At 74.2% G+C, this 13,924-nt stretch carries 10 protein-coding genes, 1 tRNA gene, 1 pseudogene and 1 riboswitch; of the genes and pseudogenes, 7 read left to right on the top strand and 5 right to left on the bottom strand.

The genetic code is table 11. The annotated features are described in order from the left end of the window. A pseudogene (locus HMPREF3099_RS10840) lies at positions 1 to 460 on the bottom strand (acetyl-CoA C-acyltransferase); the annotation flags it as partial. A 136-nt stretch (positions 461 to 596) separates the two neighbouring features. Between HMPREF3099_RS10840 and HMPREF3099_RS10835 the strand changes: the two are divergent. Together HMPREF3099_RS10835 and HMPREF3099_RS10830 are read left to right on the top strand one after the other, a co-directional pair. After that, positions 597 to 1,280 (top strand): TetR/AcrR family transcriptional regulator, encoded by a 684-nt coding sequence (locus HMPREF3099_RS10835; protein ID WP_070706032.1) that lies wholly within the window; start codon positions 597 to 599, stop codon positions 1,278 to 1,280. Continuing rightward, positions 1,277 to 3,295 (top strand): acyl-CoA dehydrogenase family protein, encoded by a 2,019-nt coding sequence (locus HMPREF3099_RS10830; RefSeq protein ID WP_083323725.1) that lies wholly within the window; start codon positions 1,277 to 1,279, stop codon positions 3,293 to 3,295. The genes HMPREF3099_RS10835 and HMPREF3099_RS10830 overlap by 4 nt, the downstream gene beginning before the upstream one ends. Positions 3,296 to 3,299: 4 nt before the next feature. Here the strand turns inward: HMPREF3099_RS10830 and HMPREF3099_RS10825 are convergent, their stop codons facing one another. Further along, a complete protein-coding gene (locus HMPREF3099_RS10825) occupies positions 3,300 to 4,115 on the bottom strand; it encodes a sulfite exporter TauE/SafE family protein (protein WP_237769845.1) in 816 nt (271 codons plus the stop codon). 96 nt (positions 4,116 to 4,211) lie between these two features. Beyond that, positions 4,212 to 5,465, bottom strand: coding sequence for an ornithine--oxo-acid transaminase (rocD, locus tag HMPREF3099_RS10820; RefSeq protein ID WP_070706022.1), 1,254 nt, complete (start codon positions 5,463 to 5,465; stop codon positions 4,212 to 4,214). 115 nt (positions 5,466 to 5,580) lie between these two features. Here rocD and HMPREF3099_RS10815 point away from each other — a divergent pair, with 115 nt between their 5' ends. Beyond that, entirely contained in the window at positions 5,581 to 6,342 is a 762-nt protein-coding gene (locus tag HMPREF3099_RS10815) for a YoaK family protein (protein WP_237769844.1), read from the top strand. Between the two features lie 80 nt (positions 6,343 to 6,422). Here the strand turns inward: HMPREF3099_RS10815 and HMPREF3099_RS10810 are convergent. After that, positions 6,423 to 6,505, bottom strand: a tRNA-Tyr gene (locus HMPREF3099_RS10810). Between the two features lie 92 nt (positions 6,506 to 6,597). On the opposite strand from HMPREF3099_RS10810, the gene HMPREF3099_RS10805 reads away from it, so the two are divergent. The 4 genes from HMPREF3099_RS10805 (at position 6,598) to HMPREF3099_RS10790 (ending at position 13,246) form a co-directional block, all read left to right on the top strand. Next, positions 6,598 to 7,101, top strand: coding sequence for a YajQ family cyclic di-GMP-binding protein (locus HMPREF3099_RS10805; RefSeq protein ID WP_070706020.1), 504 nt, complete (start codon positions 6,598 to 6,600; stop codon positions 7,099 to 7,101). Between the two features lie 192 nt (positions 7,102 to 7,293). Then, positions 7,294 to 7,412, top strand: a riboswitch (SAM riboswitch). Between the two features lie 97 nt (positions 7,413 to 7,509). Continuing rightward, entirely contained in the window at positions 7,510 to 8,694 is a 1,185-nt protein-coding gene (gene metB / locus HMPREF3099_RS10800; RefSeq protein WP_070706018.1) for a cystathionine gamma-synthase, read from the top strand. Beyond that, positions 8,691 to 12,410 (top strand): methionine synthase, encoded by a 3,720-nt coding sequence (gene metH, locus HMPREF3099_RS10795; RefSeq protein ID WP_083323723.1) that lies wholly within the window; start codon positions 8,691 to 8,693, stop codon positions 12,408 to 12,410. The genes metB and metH overlap by 4 nt, the downstream gene beginning before the upstream one ends. A 56-nt stretch (positions 12,411 to 12,466) precedes the next feature. Then, entirely contained in the window at positions 12,467 to 13,246 is a 780-nt protein-coding gene (locus tag HMPREF3099_RS10790) for a methylenetetrahydrofolate reductase (RefSeq protein ID WP_070706016.1), read from the top strand. Between the two features lie 53 nt (positions 13,247 to 13,299). Here the strand turns inward: HMPREF3099_RS10790 and HMPREF3099_RS10785 are convergent. Then, positions 13,300 to 13,924, bottom strand: a 625-nt coding sequence (locus tag HMPREF3099_RS10785; RefSeq protein ID WP_202816759.1) for an ERAP1-like C-terminal domain-containing protein, incomplete at its 5' end; no start/stop codon positions are given.

Here is a 13,924-nt window from a genome sequence, read left to right as displayed (position 1 = left end):
GGCGGGCCGGGGCGGACCTGGCGCGCGAGGCCTCCAGCAGCGCGCGGCGCAGCCCGTCACCGAGGGCCAGCGGCGCGTCCGAGGCCGTGTCGACCCCGGCCCCGATGCCGGCCTCGACCTGCCCGAGGGCGATCTTGTTGGCCACCTGGACGACGGTCTCCAGCCCCGTCCCACAGGCCTGCTGCAGGTCGTAGGCAGGGGTGCGAGCGTCCAGCGCGGAGCCGAGGACGGCCTCACGCGTGAGGTTGAAGTCGCGGGCGTGCTTGAGCACGGCACCGGCCGCCACCTCGCCCAGGCGCTCGCCCTGCAGCCCGTGGCGGGCGACGAGGCCGTCCAGGGTGGCGGTGAGCATGTCCTGGTTGGAGGCCTGCGCGTAGCGGCCGCCGGCCCTGGCGAAGGGGATGCGGTTGGCGCCCACCACCAGGGCGCTGCGGGGGCGGGGGGAACGCGGGTCGGCCATGGAGCCCTCCTGGGTGCGGACCGCGGGGTCCGTCTCGGTCTGGCGGGGTCCGGGGCCGTGGCACCGGGTGGAGCCGGCCCCGAAGTTACAGGTACGCAGTGTTCCACATACTGTCGATCCGGTCTACAGTGTGGCCATGGATCCCGTGCAGCAGATCGCAGGCCGCCGCGTGGACGGGCGCACGACCCGCTGGGAGGCGCACCGGGCCCGCCGCCGCGCCGAGCTCACGCAAGCAGCCCTGCGCGCCCTGCGCAAGCACGGCCCCGGCATCGGCATGGAGGAGATCGCCGCCGAGGCCGGCACCTCCCGCACGGTGCTCTACCGCCACCTGGGCGACCGCGCCGGCGCCTGGCGCGCCGTCATCGAGTCCGTGGACGCCAACATCTGGGGCGACCTGGCCCGCGCCAGCGAGAAGACCGCGCAGACCACGCCCCGCACCGTCATCGCCGCCGTCACCGACTCCTACCTGGCCCTCGTGGAGCGCGACCCGGAGATCTACCGCTTCGTGGTGACCCGTCCGCTCAACGACACCGACGGGGAGGACCCCGTTGCCGGCATGACCAACCGGATGGGCGAACGCCTCACCCCCGTGCTGGAGCACCTGTTGCGCACCGCCGCCCGCACCGGCAGCGAGCCCGCCGCCGGCACCGCCGAGGCCGCCCGCACCCTGGCCCACGGGCTCGTGGGGTGCGTCCGCTTCATCGCCGAGGACTGGGTGGCCCGGGGCGACGACCGCCCGCCGCGCTCCCAGCTGGTGCAGGAGGTGGCCGAGCTCTACGGCGCCCGGTTCGACGCCCTCGCCGCGGAGACCACCCGATGACCCGCCCGGCGCCCGACCCCGTGCACGACGGCCCCGCGACGACGGCGGACGAGCTCCGCACGGCGCTGGGCGCCCTGCTCGACGGACCGTGGGCCGACGTGCGCCGGCGCCTGCGCGAGGGGGTGGACGCCGCCGACGTCCTGCTGGACCCGCAGGCCACCCTCGAGGAGCAGCGCGCCACCACCACCGCCGCCCTGCTGCAGCTCACGCGGCAGGGCCTGGTGGGGCTGCGTGCCCCCGGGCCCGACGCCGGACCGGCGGACGTCGGCGGCACCGTTGCCGCCTTCGAGACCGTGGCCGCCCTGGACCTCTCGCTCGCGGTGAAGATGGGCGTGCAGTTCGGGCTGTTCGGCGGGGCCATCGCCAACCTCGGGTCCGACGCCCAGCACGCCACGTGGCTGCCCGCCGCCTCCGCCGGGGAGCTGCTCGGCTGCTTCGCGATGACGGAGGTGGGCCACGGCTCGGACGTGCAGTCGCTGGAGACCACGGCCACCTACGACGCGGCGGCCGGCGAGTTCGTGGTGCACTCACCCACCCGCTCGGCCACCAAGACCTACATCGGCAACGCCGCCCGCGACGGGCGCATGGCCGTGGTCTTCGCCCAGCTGGTGACGCCGGACGACTCCTCCCTGCCCGAGGGGGTGGACGCCGAGGAGCCGACGCACCGGGGCATCCACGCCCTCGTGGTGCCGATCCGCGACGCGGCCGGTGCGCCCCTGCCGGGCGTGACCATCGGCGACAACGGGGCCAAGGGCGGGCTGCCGGGCGTGGACAACGGCACCCTGCGCTTCGACTCCGTGCGCGTGCCCCGGGAGAACCTGCTGGACCGGTTCGGCGCCGTGGACGCCGCGGGACGCTACTCCTCCCCCATCGACTCCCCCGGGCGCCGTTTCTTCACGATGCTGGGCACCCTGGTCCGGGGCCGGGTCTCGGTGGGCGGGGGCGCCAGCGCCGCGGCCCGCTCCGCGCTGACCATCGCCACCCGCTACGCCGACCGGCGCACGCAGTTCGCCGGCCCCGACGGGGAGGTGACCCTGCTGGACTACCGCGCCCACCAGCGGCGGCTGCTTCCCGCCATCGCCCGCAGCTACGCGCTGCAGTTCGCGCAGAACGAGCTGGTGGACACCCTCCACGCGGTGCAGCGGACCAGCCCGCTGGAGCGCGACGAGCGGGCCCAGCGCGCCCTGGAGTCCCACGCCGCAGGGCTCAAGGCCCTGCAGACCGAGGAGGCCAACCGGGTGCTGCAGACCTGCCGCGAGGCGTGCGGCGGGGCGGGCTACATGGCGACCTCCGGCATCACGCAGCGTCGCCACGACGCGGACGTGTTCGCCACCTTCGAGGGCGACAACACGGTGCTGCTGCAGCTGGTGGCCAAGGGGCTGCTCACCAACTACGGCAAGGCGCTCGGCTCGCTCAACATGACCGGGATGCTGCGCTACGGGGCCACGCAGTTCTCCGGCGTGGTGGTGGAGCGCACCGCGGCCAAGGGCTTCGTGAACCGGATGGTGGAGCTGGCCCGGCGGCGAGACATCGAGGACGTGGTGATGGACCGCGCCTGGCAGGTGGAGTGCTTCCAGTACCGCGAGCAGCACACCCTGGAGACGGCGGCGGCCCGGATGCGCCGGTCGCGCCGGGGCAGCGAGGCCGAGCAGTTCGCCGCGTTCAACGACGTGCAGGACCACCTGCTGCTGGCCGCCCGCGCGCACATCGACCGGGTGGTGCTGGACGCCTTCGCCGAGGTGGTGCAGGGCGTCCGGGATCCCGACCTGGCCACGTTGCTGGACCAGGTGTGCGACCTCTACGCGCTGAGCGTCATCGAGGAGAACGCGGCCTGGTTCCTGGAGCACGAGCACCTGCGCGGGGCCAAGTCCAAGGCCGTGACGGCCACGGTCAACGCCCTGTGCGCGCAGCTGCGGCCGGTGGCGGGCGCGCTGGTGGACGCCTTCGGCATCCCGGACGCCTGGCTGGCCAGCAGCCTGCTCGACGGGCAGGACGACGCCGGCCTCACCGCCTGAGGGGTCAGCCCAGCGCGGTCTGCACCAGGGTCAGCACGGCCACGGCCACGAGGAGCAGGGCGAACGCGCTCTGCAGCCGGTGGGCGGGCACGGCCTGGCCGATGCGGCCGCCGACGAGGCTCGCCGCCATCGCGACGCCGGCGAAGGTGAGGGTCAGCGGCCAGTCGAGCTGCAACCCGCTGCCGGCCCGCACCCCCAGGGCCACGGTGGCGCTGAGGATCATCACGAGCAGCGAGGTGCCCACCGCGCGCCGCATCGGCAGGCCGAGCACGAGCGTGAGGGCAGGGACCACGGCGAACCCGCCGCCCACCCCGAAGAAGCCGGTGAGGAACCCGACCGCACTGGCCGCCAGCAGCACCGGCAGCACCCGCGAGGGGTCCACGCGGAACGGTCGCAGCGTGAGCAGGGGCGGCACGGCCTCGAGGTCATCGGCGTCCGCGCGGCGGGCCCCGGAGCGGTCCCTGCGCCACATGGTGCGGGCCACGAACAGCAGGAGCAGCCCGAACGCGGTCATGAGCACCGCCTCAGGCACCCGTTGGGAGGCCACGGAGCCGCCGGCCGCGCCTGCGGCTCCCAGGAGCCCGAAGACCATTCCCTCACCCCAGGCGACGCGCCCGGCGCGCCCGTGCTGGAGCACGCCCACCACGCTCGTGAGGCCGACGACCACGAGCGACGTGGTGGACGCCTCGAGCGGGGACTGGCCCACCAGGTAGATGAGCGCCGGGACGGCGATGATGGCCCCGCCACCACCGAGGGAGCCCATGAGCAGCCCCACGAGGACGCCGACGAGGACGGGGACCAGCAGGCTCGCGGACAGCACGTCCCGATGGTAGGGCTCCCTCCCGACCCCCGGACACGCCGATGGGGGCCGCTCCGCTGCTGCGGAACGGCCCCCATCGTCACGGGGTGCGCCGGATCAGGCGTCGGCGCCCAGGGCCTTGCGCACGGCCTCGACGATGGCGTCGATGTCCTCGGCCGTCGCGGTCAGCGGCGGGGCCAGGCGGATGGTGGAGCCGTGGGTGTCCTTGGCCAGCACGCCGTTCTCCATGAGCTTCTCGCAGGCCTCGCGACCGGTCATCAGCTCGGGGTCGATGTCCAGACCGGCCCACAGGCCGCGGGTGCGCACGGCCACCAGGCCCTTGCCCACCAGGGCCTCCAGACCCTCGGCCAGCTGCTTGCCGCGCTCGGCGGCGGCCTTCTGGTGCTCGCCGGTGGCCAGCATCTTGACCACCTGGTGGCCGACGGCGCAGGCCAGCGGGTTGCCACCGAAGGTGGAGCCGTGGGTGCCCTTGGTGATGACGCCCATGACGTCCTCATTGGCCACGACCGCGGACACCGGCACGATGCCGCCGCCCAGGGCCTTGCCCAGGGTGTACATGTCGGCCTCGACGCCCTCGTACTGGGAGGCCAGCGTGGTGCCGGTGCGGCCCAGGCCGGACTGGATCTCGTCGCAGATCATGAGCACGTTGTTCTCGCGGGTGATCTCGCGGACCTCGGCCAGGTAGCCCTCCGGCGGGATCACGACGCCGCCCTCGCCCTGGATGGGCTCGAGCAGCACGGCGACGGTGTCCGGGGTGATGGCCTCGCGCACGGCCTGCGCGTTGCCGTACTCCACGACGGAGAAGCCGGGCGCGTACGGGCCGAAGCCGGCGCGGGCCTCCTCGTCGGTGGAGAAGCTGATGATGGTGGTGGTGCGGCCGTGGAAGTTGCCGTCCATCACGATGATGTGCTGCTTGCCGTTCTCGACGCCCTTGACGTCGGCGCCCCACTTGCGGGCGATCTTCAGGGCGGTCTCCACGGCCTCGGCGCCGGTGTTCATCGGCAGGACCATGTCCTTGCCGGTGAGGGCGGCCAGGTCGCGGGTGAACGGCCCCAGGCGGTCGGAGTGGAAGGCGCGGGAGGTGAGCGTCATCTTGTCCAGCTGCTCCTTGGCAGCGGCGATGAGCTCCTCGTTGCCGTGGCCGAAGTTCAGCGCGGAGTAGCCAGCCAGGGCGTCGATGTAGGTCTTGCCGGCGACGTCGGTGACCCGGGCGTTCTTGCCCTCGGCGAGGACGACGGGCAGCGGGCCGTAGTTGTGGGCCGCGTGCTCGTCCTCCATCTGGATGTACCAGCTGGGGTCGGTGGAGCTGTTCTCGGAGGGAAGGTCAACGGTCTTCACGGTCTCGGTCATGCCACCACGGTACGACCGGCGAGGTTCGCGCGGCCAATCCACCCGGGTCGTCGGGCCGCGACGTGACACGGGCCACAAGGGCGAGGGATCGGGACGGCGTTGCTACGGTCGCGCCGTGCACCCAGCCCTCGTCCGCGCCGTGACCCACCTGCGCCGGGTGGCCGGTCCGGACCGCACCGCGGCCGACAACCGCCACCTCGCCGCCGGTCTGGCGTTCACCGCGGGCATGCTCAACTCGGTGGGCTTCCTGGCGGTGGCGGTCTACACCTCGCACATGACCGGGCTCACCGCCACCCTGGCCGACCAGTTGGTGCTCGGCGACCACCGCCTGGCCCTGCTCGCGGCCCTGGGCATCGCGTCCTTCGTGGTGGGTGCGGCCAGCTGCGCCCTGCTGTTCAATGCGTTGCGCCGCCGGCAGGTGGCCAGCCGGTTCGCGGTGGTGCTCGTGGTGGAGGCCCTGGCGATGCTGTTCGTGGGGCTGCTCGCCGACAGCGTCACCGCGTGGGGCCACGGCTGGGCGGCGGTGGCGGTGCTCTGCTGGACGATGGGCCTGCAGAACGCGCTGGTCACCAAGGTCACCGGGGCCACCATCCGCACCACGCACGTCACCGGGATGGTCACCGACCTCGGCATCGAGCTGGGCAAGTGGCTCTACCGCAACCCGCCCGGCGACCCCGACCCGGTGCGGGCCGACCGGCAGCGGATGGCGCTGCACGCCACCCTGGTCGGCGCCTTCGTGCTCGGGGGCGTGGCCGGGGCGCTGGCCGGGGTGGCCGTGGGCTACCGGGCGGTGGTGGTCCCCGCCGCACTGCTGCTGGTGCTGGCCCTGTTCCCCATCGTGGACGACCTGCGCGGCACCCGGCCCGGCCGCGTCTGAGCCGGGTGCCCACCCCTCGATCCGCGGGGGCCCGGGTACGGGACGACCCCCGAGGAACGGTTCCTCGGGGGTCGTGCGCGTGGCAGGTGCAGGATTCGAACCTGCGTAGGCTTTCGCCGACGGATTTACAGTCCGCTTCCATTGGCCGCTCGGACAACCTGCCAAACTGCGGGCTGGATACTAGCCGCCCTACCCTTGATCGGACAAACCGAGCCGCCCCGGGGCGGCTCCACCCCCTCGATGACAGGAGCACCCATGGCCAGTGAGTCCTCGTTCGACGTCGTGAGCAAGGTCGACCGCCAGGAGGTGGACAACGCCGTCAACCAGGCCGCCAAGGAGATCGGCACCCGCTACGACTTCCGCAACGTGGGCGCCGAGGTGGTGCTCAAGGGCGACGCCCTGACCCTGCGCGCCAACACCGCCGAGCGCTGCCTGGCCGTGCTCGACGTGCTGCAGACCAAGCTGGTCAAGCGCGGGGTGAGCCTGAAGTCCGTGGACTTCGGCGACGACGCCGAGCCCAAGCCGTCCGGCAAGGAGTACCGCCTGGAGGGGGTGCTCAAGGAGGGCCTGAGCCAGGAGGTCGCCAAGAAGATCTCCAAGCAGATCCGCGACGAGTTCGGCAAGAGCGTCAAGGCCGTCATCCAGGGCGACGAGGTGCGCGTGAGCTCCAAGAGCCGCGACGACCTTCAGGCCGTGCAGCGCGCGCTCAAGGCCAACGACGACATCGACGCCGCGCTGACCTTCACCAACTACCGCTGACGCGGCACGACGCGGGCCTCGCGGGCCCGGCGTCCCCCGCGCGAGGGCGGGTCCACCACGGTGGGCCCGCCCTCGCGCGTACCCGGACCCGGTACCCGGACCCGGTGCCCTGACCCCGGCCGGACGTGACACCCGCCACCCTGCACCCCGAGCGCGTGGGCGGGCGCCGGACGTGTTGTACCGTGCTGCGCACATCCATCACGACCGGCTGAGGGATCAGGACCGATGACGCCGGGGCAACCGCCTCGTGGGCGACCACGAGGAACGGTGCCACCTCCTGCGGGGAGCCTCGGCTCGCCGGAAGATGGGACCGACGGGCGAGCTCCTCCCCGCGGGTCTTCCTCCGGCACACCGTCGCACCCCGAGAGATGGTCACCGCGGTGCCGGACCCCTGAGGAAGGCCCCAGCATGAGCACGCTCACCCGCACCTCCCTCTCCCGCACCACCCGCGCGCTGCGCACCGGCATCGACACCGACCCGGCGCACGGCGCGGTGATCCCCCCGCTGCACCTCTCGAGCAACTCCGCCTTCGAGGGCCTCGGCCGGCCGCGCCGGTACGACTACACCCGCTCGGGCAATCCCACCCGCGACCTGCTCGCCGAGGCGCTCACCACCCTCGAGGGGGGCGCCGGCGCCGCGGTGACCTGCACCGGCATGGCTGCCGTCACCCTGGTGGCCACCGGCTTCGCCCGGCCCGGCCAGCGCGTGGTGATCCCGCACGACGCCTACGGCGGCACCTGGCGGCTGTTCGACGAGCTGCACCGCCGGGGCGTGCTCGAGGTGGTGGCCGTGGACCAGTCCGATGCCGCCGCCCTGGCCGAGGCCCTCGCCCCCGGCGCCGCCCTGGTGTGGGTGGAGACGCCCTCGAACCCGCTGCTGCGCGTCACCGACGTGCGCGCCGTGGCCGACGCCGCACACCGCGCCGGGGCCCTGGTGGCCGCGGACAACACCTTCTGCACCCCGCTGTGGCAGCAGCCGCTGGAGCTCGGCGCCGACCTGGTGGTGCACTCCACCACCAAGTACCTCAACGGCCACTCCGACGTGGTGGGCGGCGCGGTGGTGGCCGGCACCGACGAGCTGGCCGAGCAGCTGGCGTACTGGTCCAACGTGCTGGGCATCACCGGCGCGCCCTTCGACAGCTACCTGACCCTCCGCGGCCTGCGCACGCTGCCCACCCGCCTGCGCGCCCACGCCGAGGGGACCGCCGCCGTGCTGGACGCCCTGGTGGGCCACCCGGCCGTGGCCGCGGTGCACCACCCGGGCCTGCCCGACCACCCCGGTCACGCGGTGGCCGCTCGCCAGCAGCAGGGCTTCGGGGCGATGGTGAGCCTGGAGCTGGCCGGCGGGCGCGAGGCGGTGGCGCGCTTCCTCGACGGGCTGCAGTGCTTCACCCTCGCGGAGTCCCTCGGCGGCACCGAGTCGCTCGTGGCGCACCCGCCCACCATGACCCACGCCTCGATGACGCCCGAGGCGCGCGAGGTGGCCGGGATCGGCGAGGGGCTGCTGCGCCTCTCGGTGGGTCTGGAGGACCCGGCCGACCTAGCCGCCGACGTCGCCGCAGGGCTCGAGCGGGCCGGGGGTGGGTGTCGATGAGCGCCGCGCCCCTCGTCACCGCACCCACCGCCGGCACCGCCGCCGCCGAGCCCCTCGCCCCCTCCCCCGCGGCCGCGGCGCTGCACGCCGCCGCCCGCGAGCGCATCCTCGTGCTCGACGGCGCGTGGGGCTCGATGTTCCAGCGGATGGAGCTCACCGAGGCCGACTTCCACGCCGACGACACGCCCGACGACCGTGCGCTGGCCGGCAACTTCGACCTGCTCAACCTGGGCCGCCCCGACCTGGTGGCCGGCGTGCACCGCGCCTACCTGGAGGCCGGCGCGGACATCACCACCACCAACACCTTCAGCTCCACCGCCATCGGGCAGGCCGAGTACGGCTGCGAGCACCTGGTGGCCGCCCTCAACGAGGCCGCCGCCCGCACCGCCCGGCAGGTGGCCGACGCGGTGCAGGCCGCCGACGGACGTCCCCGCTGGGTGGCCGGTGCGGTGGGGCCCACCAACCGCACCGCCTCGCTCTCCCCGGACGTCGAACGCCCCGAGCTGCGCACCGTCACGCACGCCACCCTGCGCGCCGCCTACCGCGAGCAGGTGGCCGCCCTGGTGCGCGGCGGCGCCGACCTGGTGCTGGTGGAGACCGTCTTCGACACGCTCAACGCCAAGGCCGCCCTGCACGCCGTGGGCGACGTGGAGCGCGAGACCGGCCGCCGCATCCCGGTGATGCTCTCGGGCACCGTCACCGACGCCTCGGGCCGCACGCTCTCGGGCCAGACGCCCACCGCCTTCGCCATCAGCACCGAGCACGCCGACCTGCTCAGCCTGGGCCTCAACTGCGCCCTGGGCGCCGAGGCGCTGCGCCCCCACCTGCGCGAGCTCTCCGCCGCCACCCCGGCGCTTCTCTCGACGCACCCGAACGCCGGCCTGCCCAACGCCTTCGGGGAGTACGAGGAGACGCCCGAGCACATGGCCGCCGTGCTCGGCGACCTGGCTGCCGAGGGGGTGCTCAACATCGTGGGCGGGTGCTGCGGAACCACCCCGGAGCACGTGCGCGCCATCGCCGAGGCGGTGGCCGGCCACGCCCCGCGCGTGCCCGCCGAGCCCGAGCCCCGGCTGCGCGCCAGCGGGCTGGAGCCGTTCGTGCTCACCGACGAGACGAACTTCGTGAACATCGGCGAGCGCACCAACATCACCGGCTCGCCGAGGTTCGCCCGCGCGGTGGCCGAGGGCGACTGGGACGCCGCAGTCTCCATCGCCCGGCAGCAGGTGGAGAACGGCGCCCAGCTGGTGGACGTCAACGTGGACGAGGGCATGACCGACGGCCCCGCCACGATGGTGCACTTCCTCAACCTGCTGGCCGCCGAGCCCGACGTGGCCCGCGTGCCGGTCATGCTGGACTCCAGCCGGTGGGAGGTGCTCGAGGCGGGCCTGGAGTGCCTGCAGGGCCGCGGGATCGTGAACTCGCTCTCGCTCAAGGACGGCGAGGAGGCCTTCCTGGAGCGGGCCGAGGTGGTGCGCCGCCACGGCGCGGCCGCCGTGGTGATGGCCTTCGACGAGCAGGGCCAGGCCGATACCTTCGAGCGCCGCATCGAGGTCTGCCAGCGCGCCCACGACCTGCTGGTGGGCGCCGGGTGGCGGCCGCAGGACATCGTGTTCGACCCCAACGTGCTCACCGTGGCCACCGGCATGCCCGAGCACGACCGGTACGCGCTGGACTTCATCGAGGCCACCCGGTGGATCAAGCAGAACCTGCCCGGCACCCTGGTGAGCGGCGGCATCTCCAACGTGTCCTTCTCGTTCCGCGGCAACAACGTGGTCCGCGAGGCGATGCACTCTGTCTTCCTCTTCCACGCCGTGGCCGCCGGGCTGGACATGGGCATCGTCAACGCCGGGATGCTGGGGGTCTACGAGGAGATCGACCCGCCCCTGCGCGAGGCCGTGGAGGACGTGGTGCTGGCCCGCCGCGATGACGCCACCGAGCGGCTGCTGGAGCTGGCCGGGTCGTACCGCCACGAGTCCGGCGAGAAGGCCCCCGCGCAGGAAGCCGCGTGGCGCGCCGAGCCGGTGGCCGAGCGGCTGCGGCACTCACTGGTGCACGGCATCGCGGAGTTCGCCGAGGAAGACGCCGAGGAGGCGCGCCTCGAGCTGGGCTCGCCGCTGGCCGTCATCGAGGGGCCGCTCATGGCCGGCATGGACATGGTGGGCGACCTGTTCGGCAGCGGGCGCATGTTCCTGCCGCAGGTGGTGAAGTCCGCGCGCGTCATGAAGCGCGCCGTGGCCCACCTGACCCCCTACCTGGAGGCCGCCGCGCAGGACACCGGCGGGCACGCCAAGGGACGGGTGCTCATGGCCACCGTCAAGGGCGACGTGCACGACATCGGCAAGAACATCGTGGGCGTGGTGCTCTCGTGCAACGGCTACGAGGTGGAGGACCTGGGCGTCATGGTGCCGGCCGAGCAGCTGCTGGACCGGGCCGCCGAGACCGGGGCGGACGTCATCGGCGTCTCCGGGCTCATCACCCCCAGCCTCGACGAGATGGTGTCCCTGGCCGCCGAGATGGAGCGACGCGGGCTGGCCACGCCGCTGCTCGTGGGCGGGGCCACCACCTCCGCGGCGCACACCGCGGTGAAGATCGACCCGGCGTACTCCGGCACCGTCGTGCACGTCACCGACGCCTCGCGCGCCGTGCCGGTGGTCAACGAGGCGCTGCACCGCCCGGCGGACCTGGCCGAGCGCACCGCCGCCACCCACGCCGGGCTGCGGGAGCGCTACGGGCGCAAGGAGGTGCGGCTGGTGCCGTGGGGCGAGGCCTGCGCCGACACCCGGGCGGTCACCGAGCCCTCGCCCGCCCCCGCGCACCTGGGCGTGCACCGCCTCGAGCCGACCGTCGCCGAGCTGGCCGAGGTGGTGGACTGGACGCCCTTCTTCAGCGCCTGGGAGCTGCGCGGCAGCTACCCGCGCATCCTGCAGGACCCGCGAGTGGGCGAGCAGGCCCGCACCACCTTCGCCGACGGGCAGGCGTGGCTGCGGCGCATCGTGGACGAGGGGCTGCTCACCGCCCGCGGCGTGGTGGGCCTGTGGCCCGCGCACCGCGGCGCCGACGGGCAGGACGTGGTGGTGGACCCCCGCGTGCCCGGGGCCCCGGACGGGGTCGGCGGGACGGACGGAGCGCCGGCCACCTTCCACGGGCTGCGCCAGCAGAAGCACCGCGGCTCCGGCGGGTACGCCTCGCTGGCGGACTTCGTGGCCCCCGCCGACGACCACCTGGGCGGCTTCGCCGTGGGCGTGCACGGGGCCGAGGAGCTGGCCGCCGCGCTGCGCGCCGAGCAGGACGACTACGGCGCGATCATGGTGCAGGTGCTGGCCGACCGGCTGGCCGAGGCCTTCGCCGAGTGGGCCCACCGCGAGGTGCGCACCCGGCTGTGGGGGTACGCCCCCGACGAGGACCTGCCCGTGCCGGACCTCATCCGCGAGCGCTACACCGGCATCCGCCCCGCGCCCGGCTACCCGGCCCAGCCGGACCACACCGAGAAGCGCACCCTGTGGCGCCTCCTCGGGGCCGAGGGGGTGGGGCTGCGGCTCACCGAGCACTGCGCCGTGACACCCGTGAGTGCCGTGAGCGGCCTCTACCTGGCGCACCCGGACGCGCAGTACTTCTCCATCGGCCGCATCGACGACGAGCAGCTGGCGGACTACGCGCGCCGCAAGGGGTGGGGCACCGAGGAGGCCCGCACCCACCTGGCGCCGCTGCTGCGCTGACGCACCCCCGCGACCACCCACCCCACCGACCACCCGCACATCCCCGGGAGGACCCCATGACCCGCATCTCCGTCGAGCTCGTCCCCCGCAGCGAGGAGTCGCTGCTCACCGAGGCCGCCAGCCTGTCCGAGGTGGCGCCCTGGGCCGACACCATCAACGTCCCCGACCTCGTGAAGTTCGACCTGCGCCCGTGGGTGGGCTGCCGCAAGGTGCGGGAGGCCACGCGCCGCCCCGACGGCAGCCCCTACGGCGTGATCCCCCACGTGCGCGCCTGCGACGTGGACCCCGACGCCCCGCTGCCGATGGCGGCCGAGTTCCGCGCCGCCGGCATCACCGAGGTGCTGGTGGTCAGCGGCGACGACGCCGACTACTTCAGCCAGCACACCTACCCGGTGGACGCCGTGGACGTGATCCGCCGCTTCCGTCAGGAGCTGCCCGGGGTGCGGGTCTACGCCGCCCTCGACCCCTACCGCACCGGCATGAGCGCCGAGCTGCGGCAGGTGGAGCGCAAGCTGGTGGCCGGCGCCTCGGGCGTGTTCACCCAGCCCTTCTTCGACGTCGACCACCTGCGCTCCTGGCGGCGGGTGCTGCCGGACGAGGTGGAGGTGTGGTGGGGTGCCACGACGGTGACCACGCTGGCCGCGCTGGGCTACTGGCGGCGCCGCAACCTCGTGGCCTTCCCCCGCGACTTCCGGATGGAGCTCCAGGCCCAGCGGGAGTTCGCCCAGCGGACCATCGACCTGGCCACCGAGTGGGGCGACAACGCCTACCTGATGCCGGTGCGCACCGCCCCGGCGGAGTACCTCGCCGGGCTGCGGGTGCCCGCCGCCGCCTGACCACGGGCACCCGGGGCCGGGGGGATCGGTCCCCGGCCCCGGCGGCCCCTGCCTCAGCCGCCGAAGCGCTCCCGGCTGGCCAGCACCTCGCCGAGCACGGAGCGCTGGTCGACCATGCTGCGACGCACCGCGGCCGAGAGCAGCCCGCTGGCCACCACGCGGTCCACCGCGTCGGCGGTGCGCTGCGTGGCCACCGGCAGCGGGAAGGCCAGCTGCGCCACCCGGGCCAGCGCGTCCTCGCCGAGGACGCCGGACAGCGCCGGCACGTCCGTGAGGTAGCGCTCCACGTAGGGCTCGAGCAGGGCGTCGTCGCCGGAGGACCAGAAGCCCTGCGCCAGGTGGTTGCGCTCGTAGTTGCTGCGGCCGGAGTCCCGACCGGCCAGCTGCTCCCAGGCCCACTGCTTGGCCTCGGGCGTCGGCTCGGCGGCGCGGGCGGTGAGCGCCGAGAGACGCCCCGTCAGCGAACCGTCGTGGCCCTCCATGAGCTCCACCTCACCGTCCAGCGCCCCCAGCTGGGCCAGGCGCTTGACGGCGAACCAGCGGAACTCGTGGTCGGCCTCCAGGCCCTCGGGCAGGGCCTGGCCCCGGGCCCAGCGGCGCACCTCCTCGGCGTCGGTGGAGCAGACCGCCACCACGCGCGCGCCGAGCCAGGCGGCGGAGGTGGCCGGCTCGGCGGTG

This window comes from Kytococcus sp. HMSC28H12 (assembly GCF_001816045.1).
In the GTDB taxonomy this organism is placed as follows: Bacteria; Actinomycetota; Actinomycetes; order Actinomycetales; family Dermatophilaceae; genus Kytococcus; species Kytococcus schroeteri.
This window is presented reverse-complemented; position numbering and strand designations above follow the sequence as displayed.

What these genes read in the sequence shown, in the direction of transcription:
- HMPREF3099_RS10835 (WP_070706032.1), top strand. Translation starts at nt 597, where the DNA reads ATGGATCCCGTGCAGCAGATCGCAGGCCGCCGCGTGGACGGGCGCACG.
- rocD (WP_070706022.1), bottom strand. Translation starts at nt 5,465, where the DNA reads ATGACCGAGACCGTGAAGACCGTTGACCTTCCCTCCGAGAACAGCTCC.
- HMPREF3099_RS10805 (WP_070706020.1), top strand. Translation starts at nt 6,598, where the DNA reads ATGGCCAGTGAGTCCTCGTTCGACGTCGTGAGCAAGGTCGACCGCCAG.
- HMPREF3099_RS10830 (WP_083323725.1), top strand. Translation starts at nt 1,277, where the DNA reads ATGACCCGCCCGGCGCCCGACCCCGTGCACGACGGCCCCGCGACGACG.
- metH (WP_083323723.1), top strand. Translation starts at nt 8,691, where the DNA reads ATGAGCGCCGCGCCCCTCGTCACCGCACCCACCGCCGGCACCGCCGCC.
- metB (WP_070706018.1), top strand. Translation starts at nt 7,510, where the DNA reads ATGAGCACGCTCACCCGCACCTCCCTCTCCCGCACCACCCGCGCGCTG.
- HMPREF3099_RS10790 (WP_070706016.1), top strand. Translation starts at nt 12,467, where the DNA reads ATGACCCGCATCTCCGTCGAGCTCGTCCCCCGCAGCGAGGAGTCGCTG.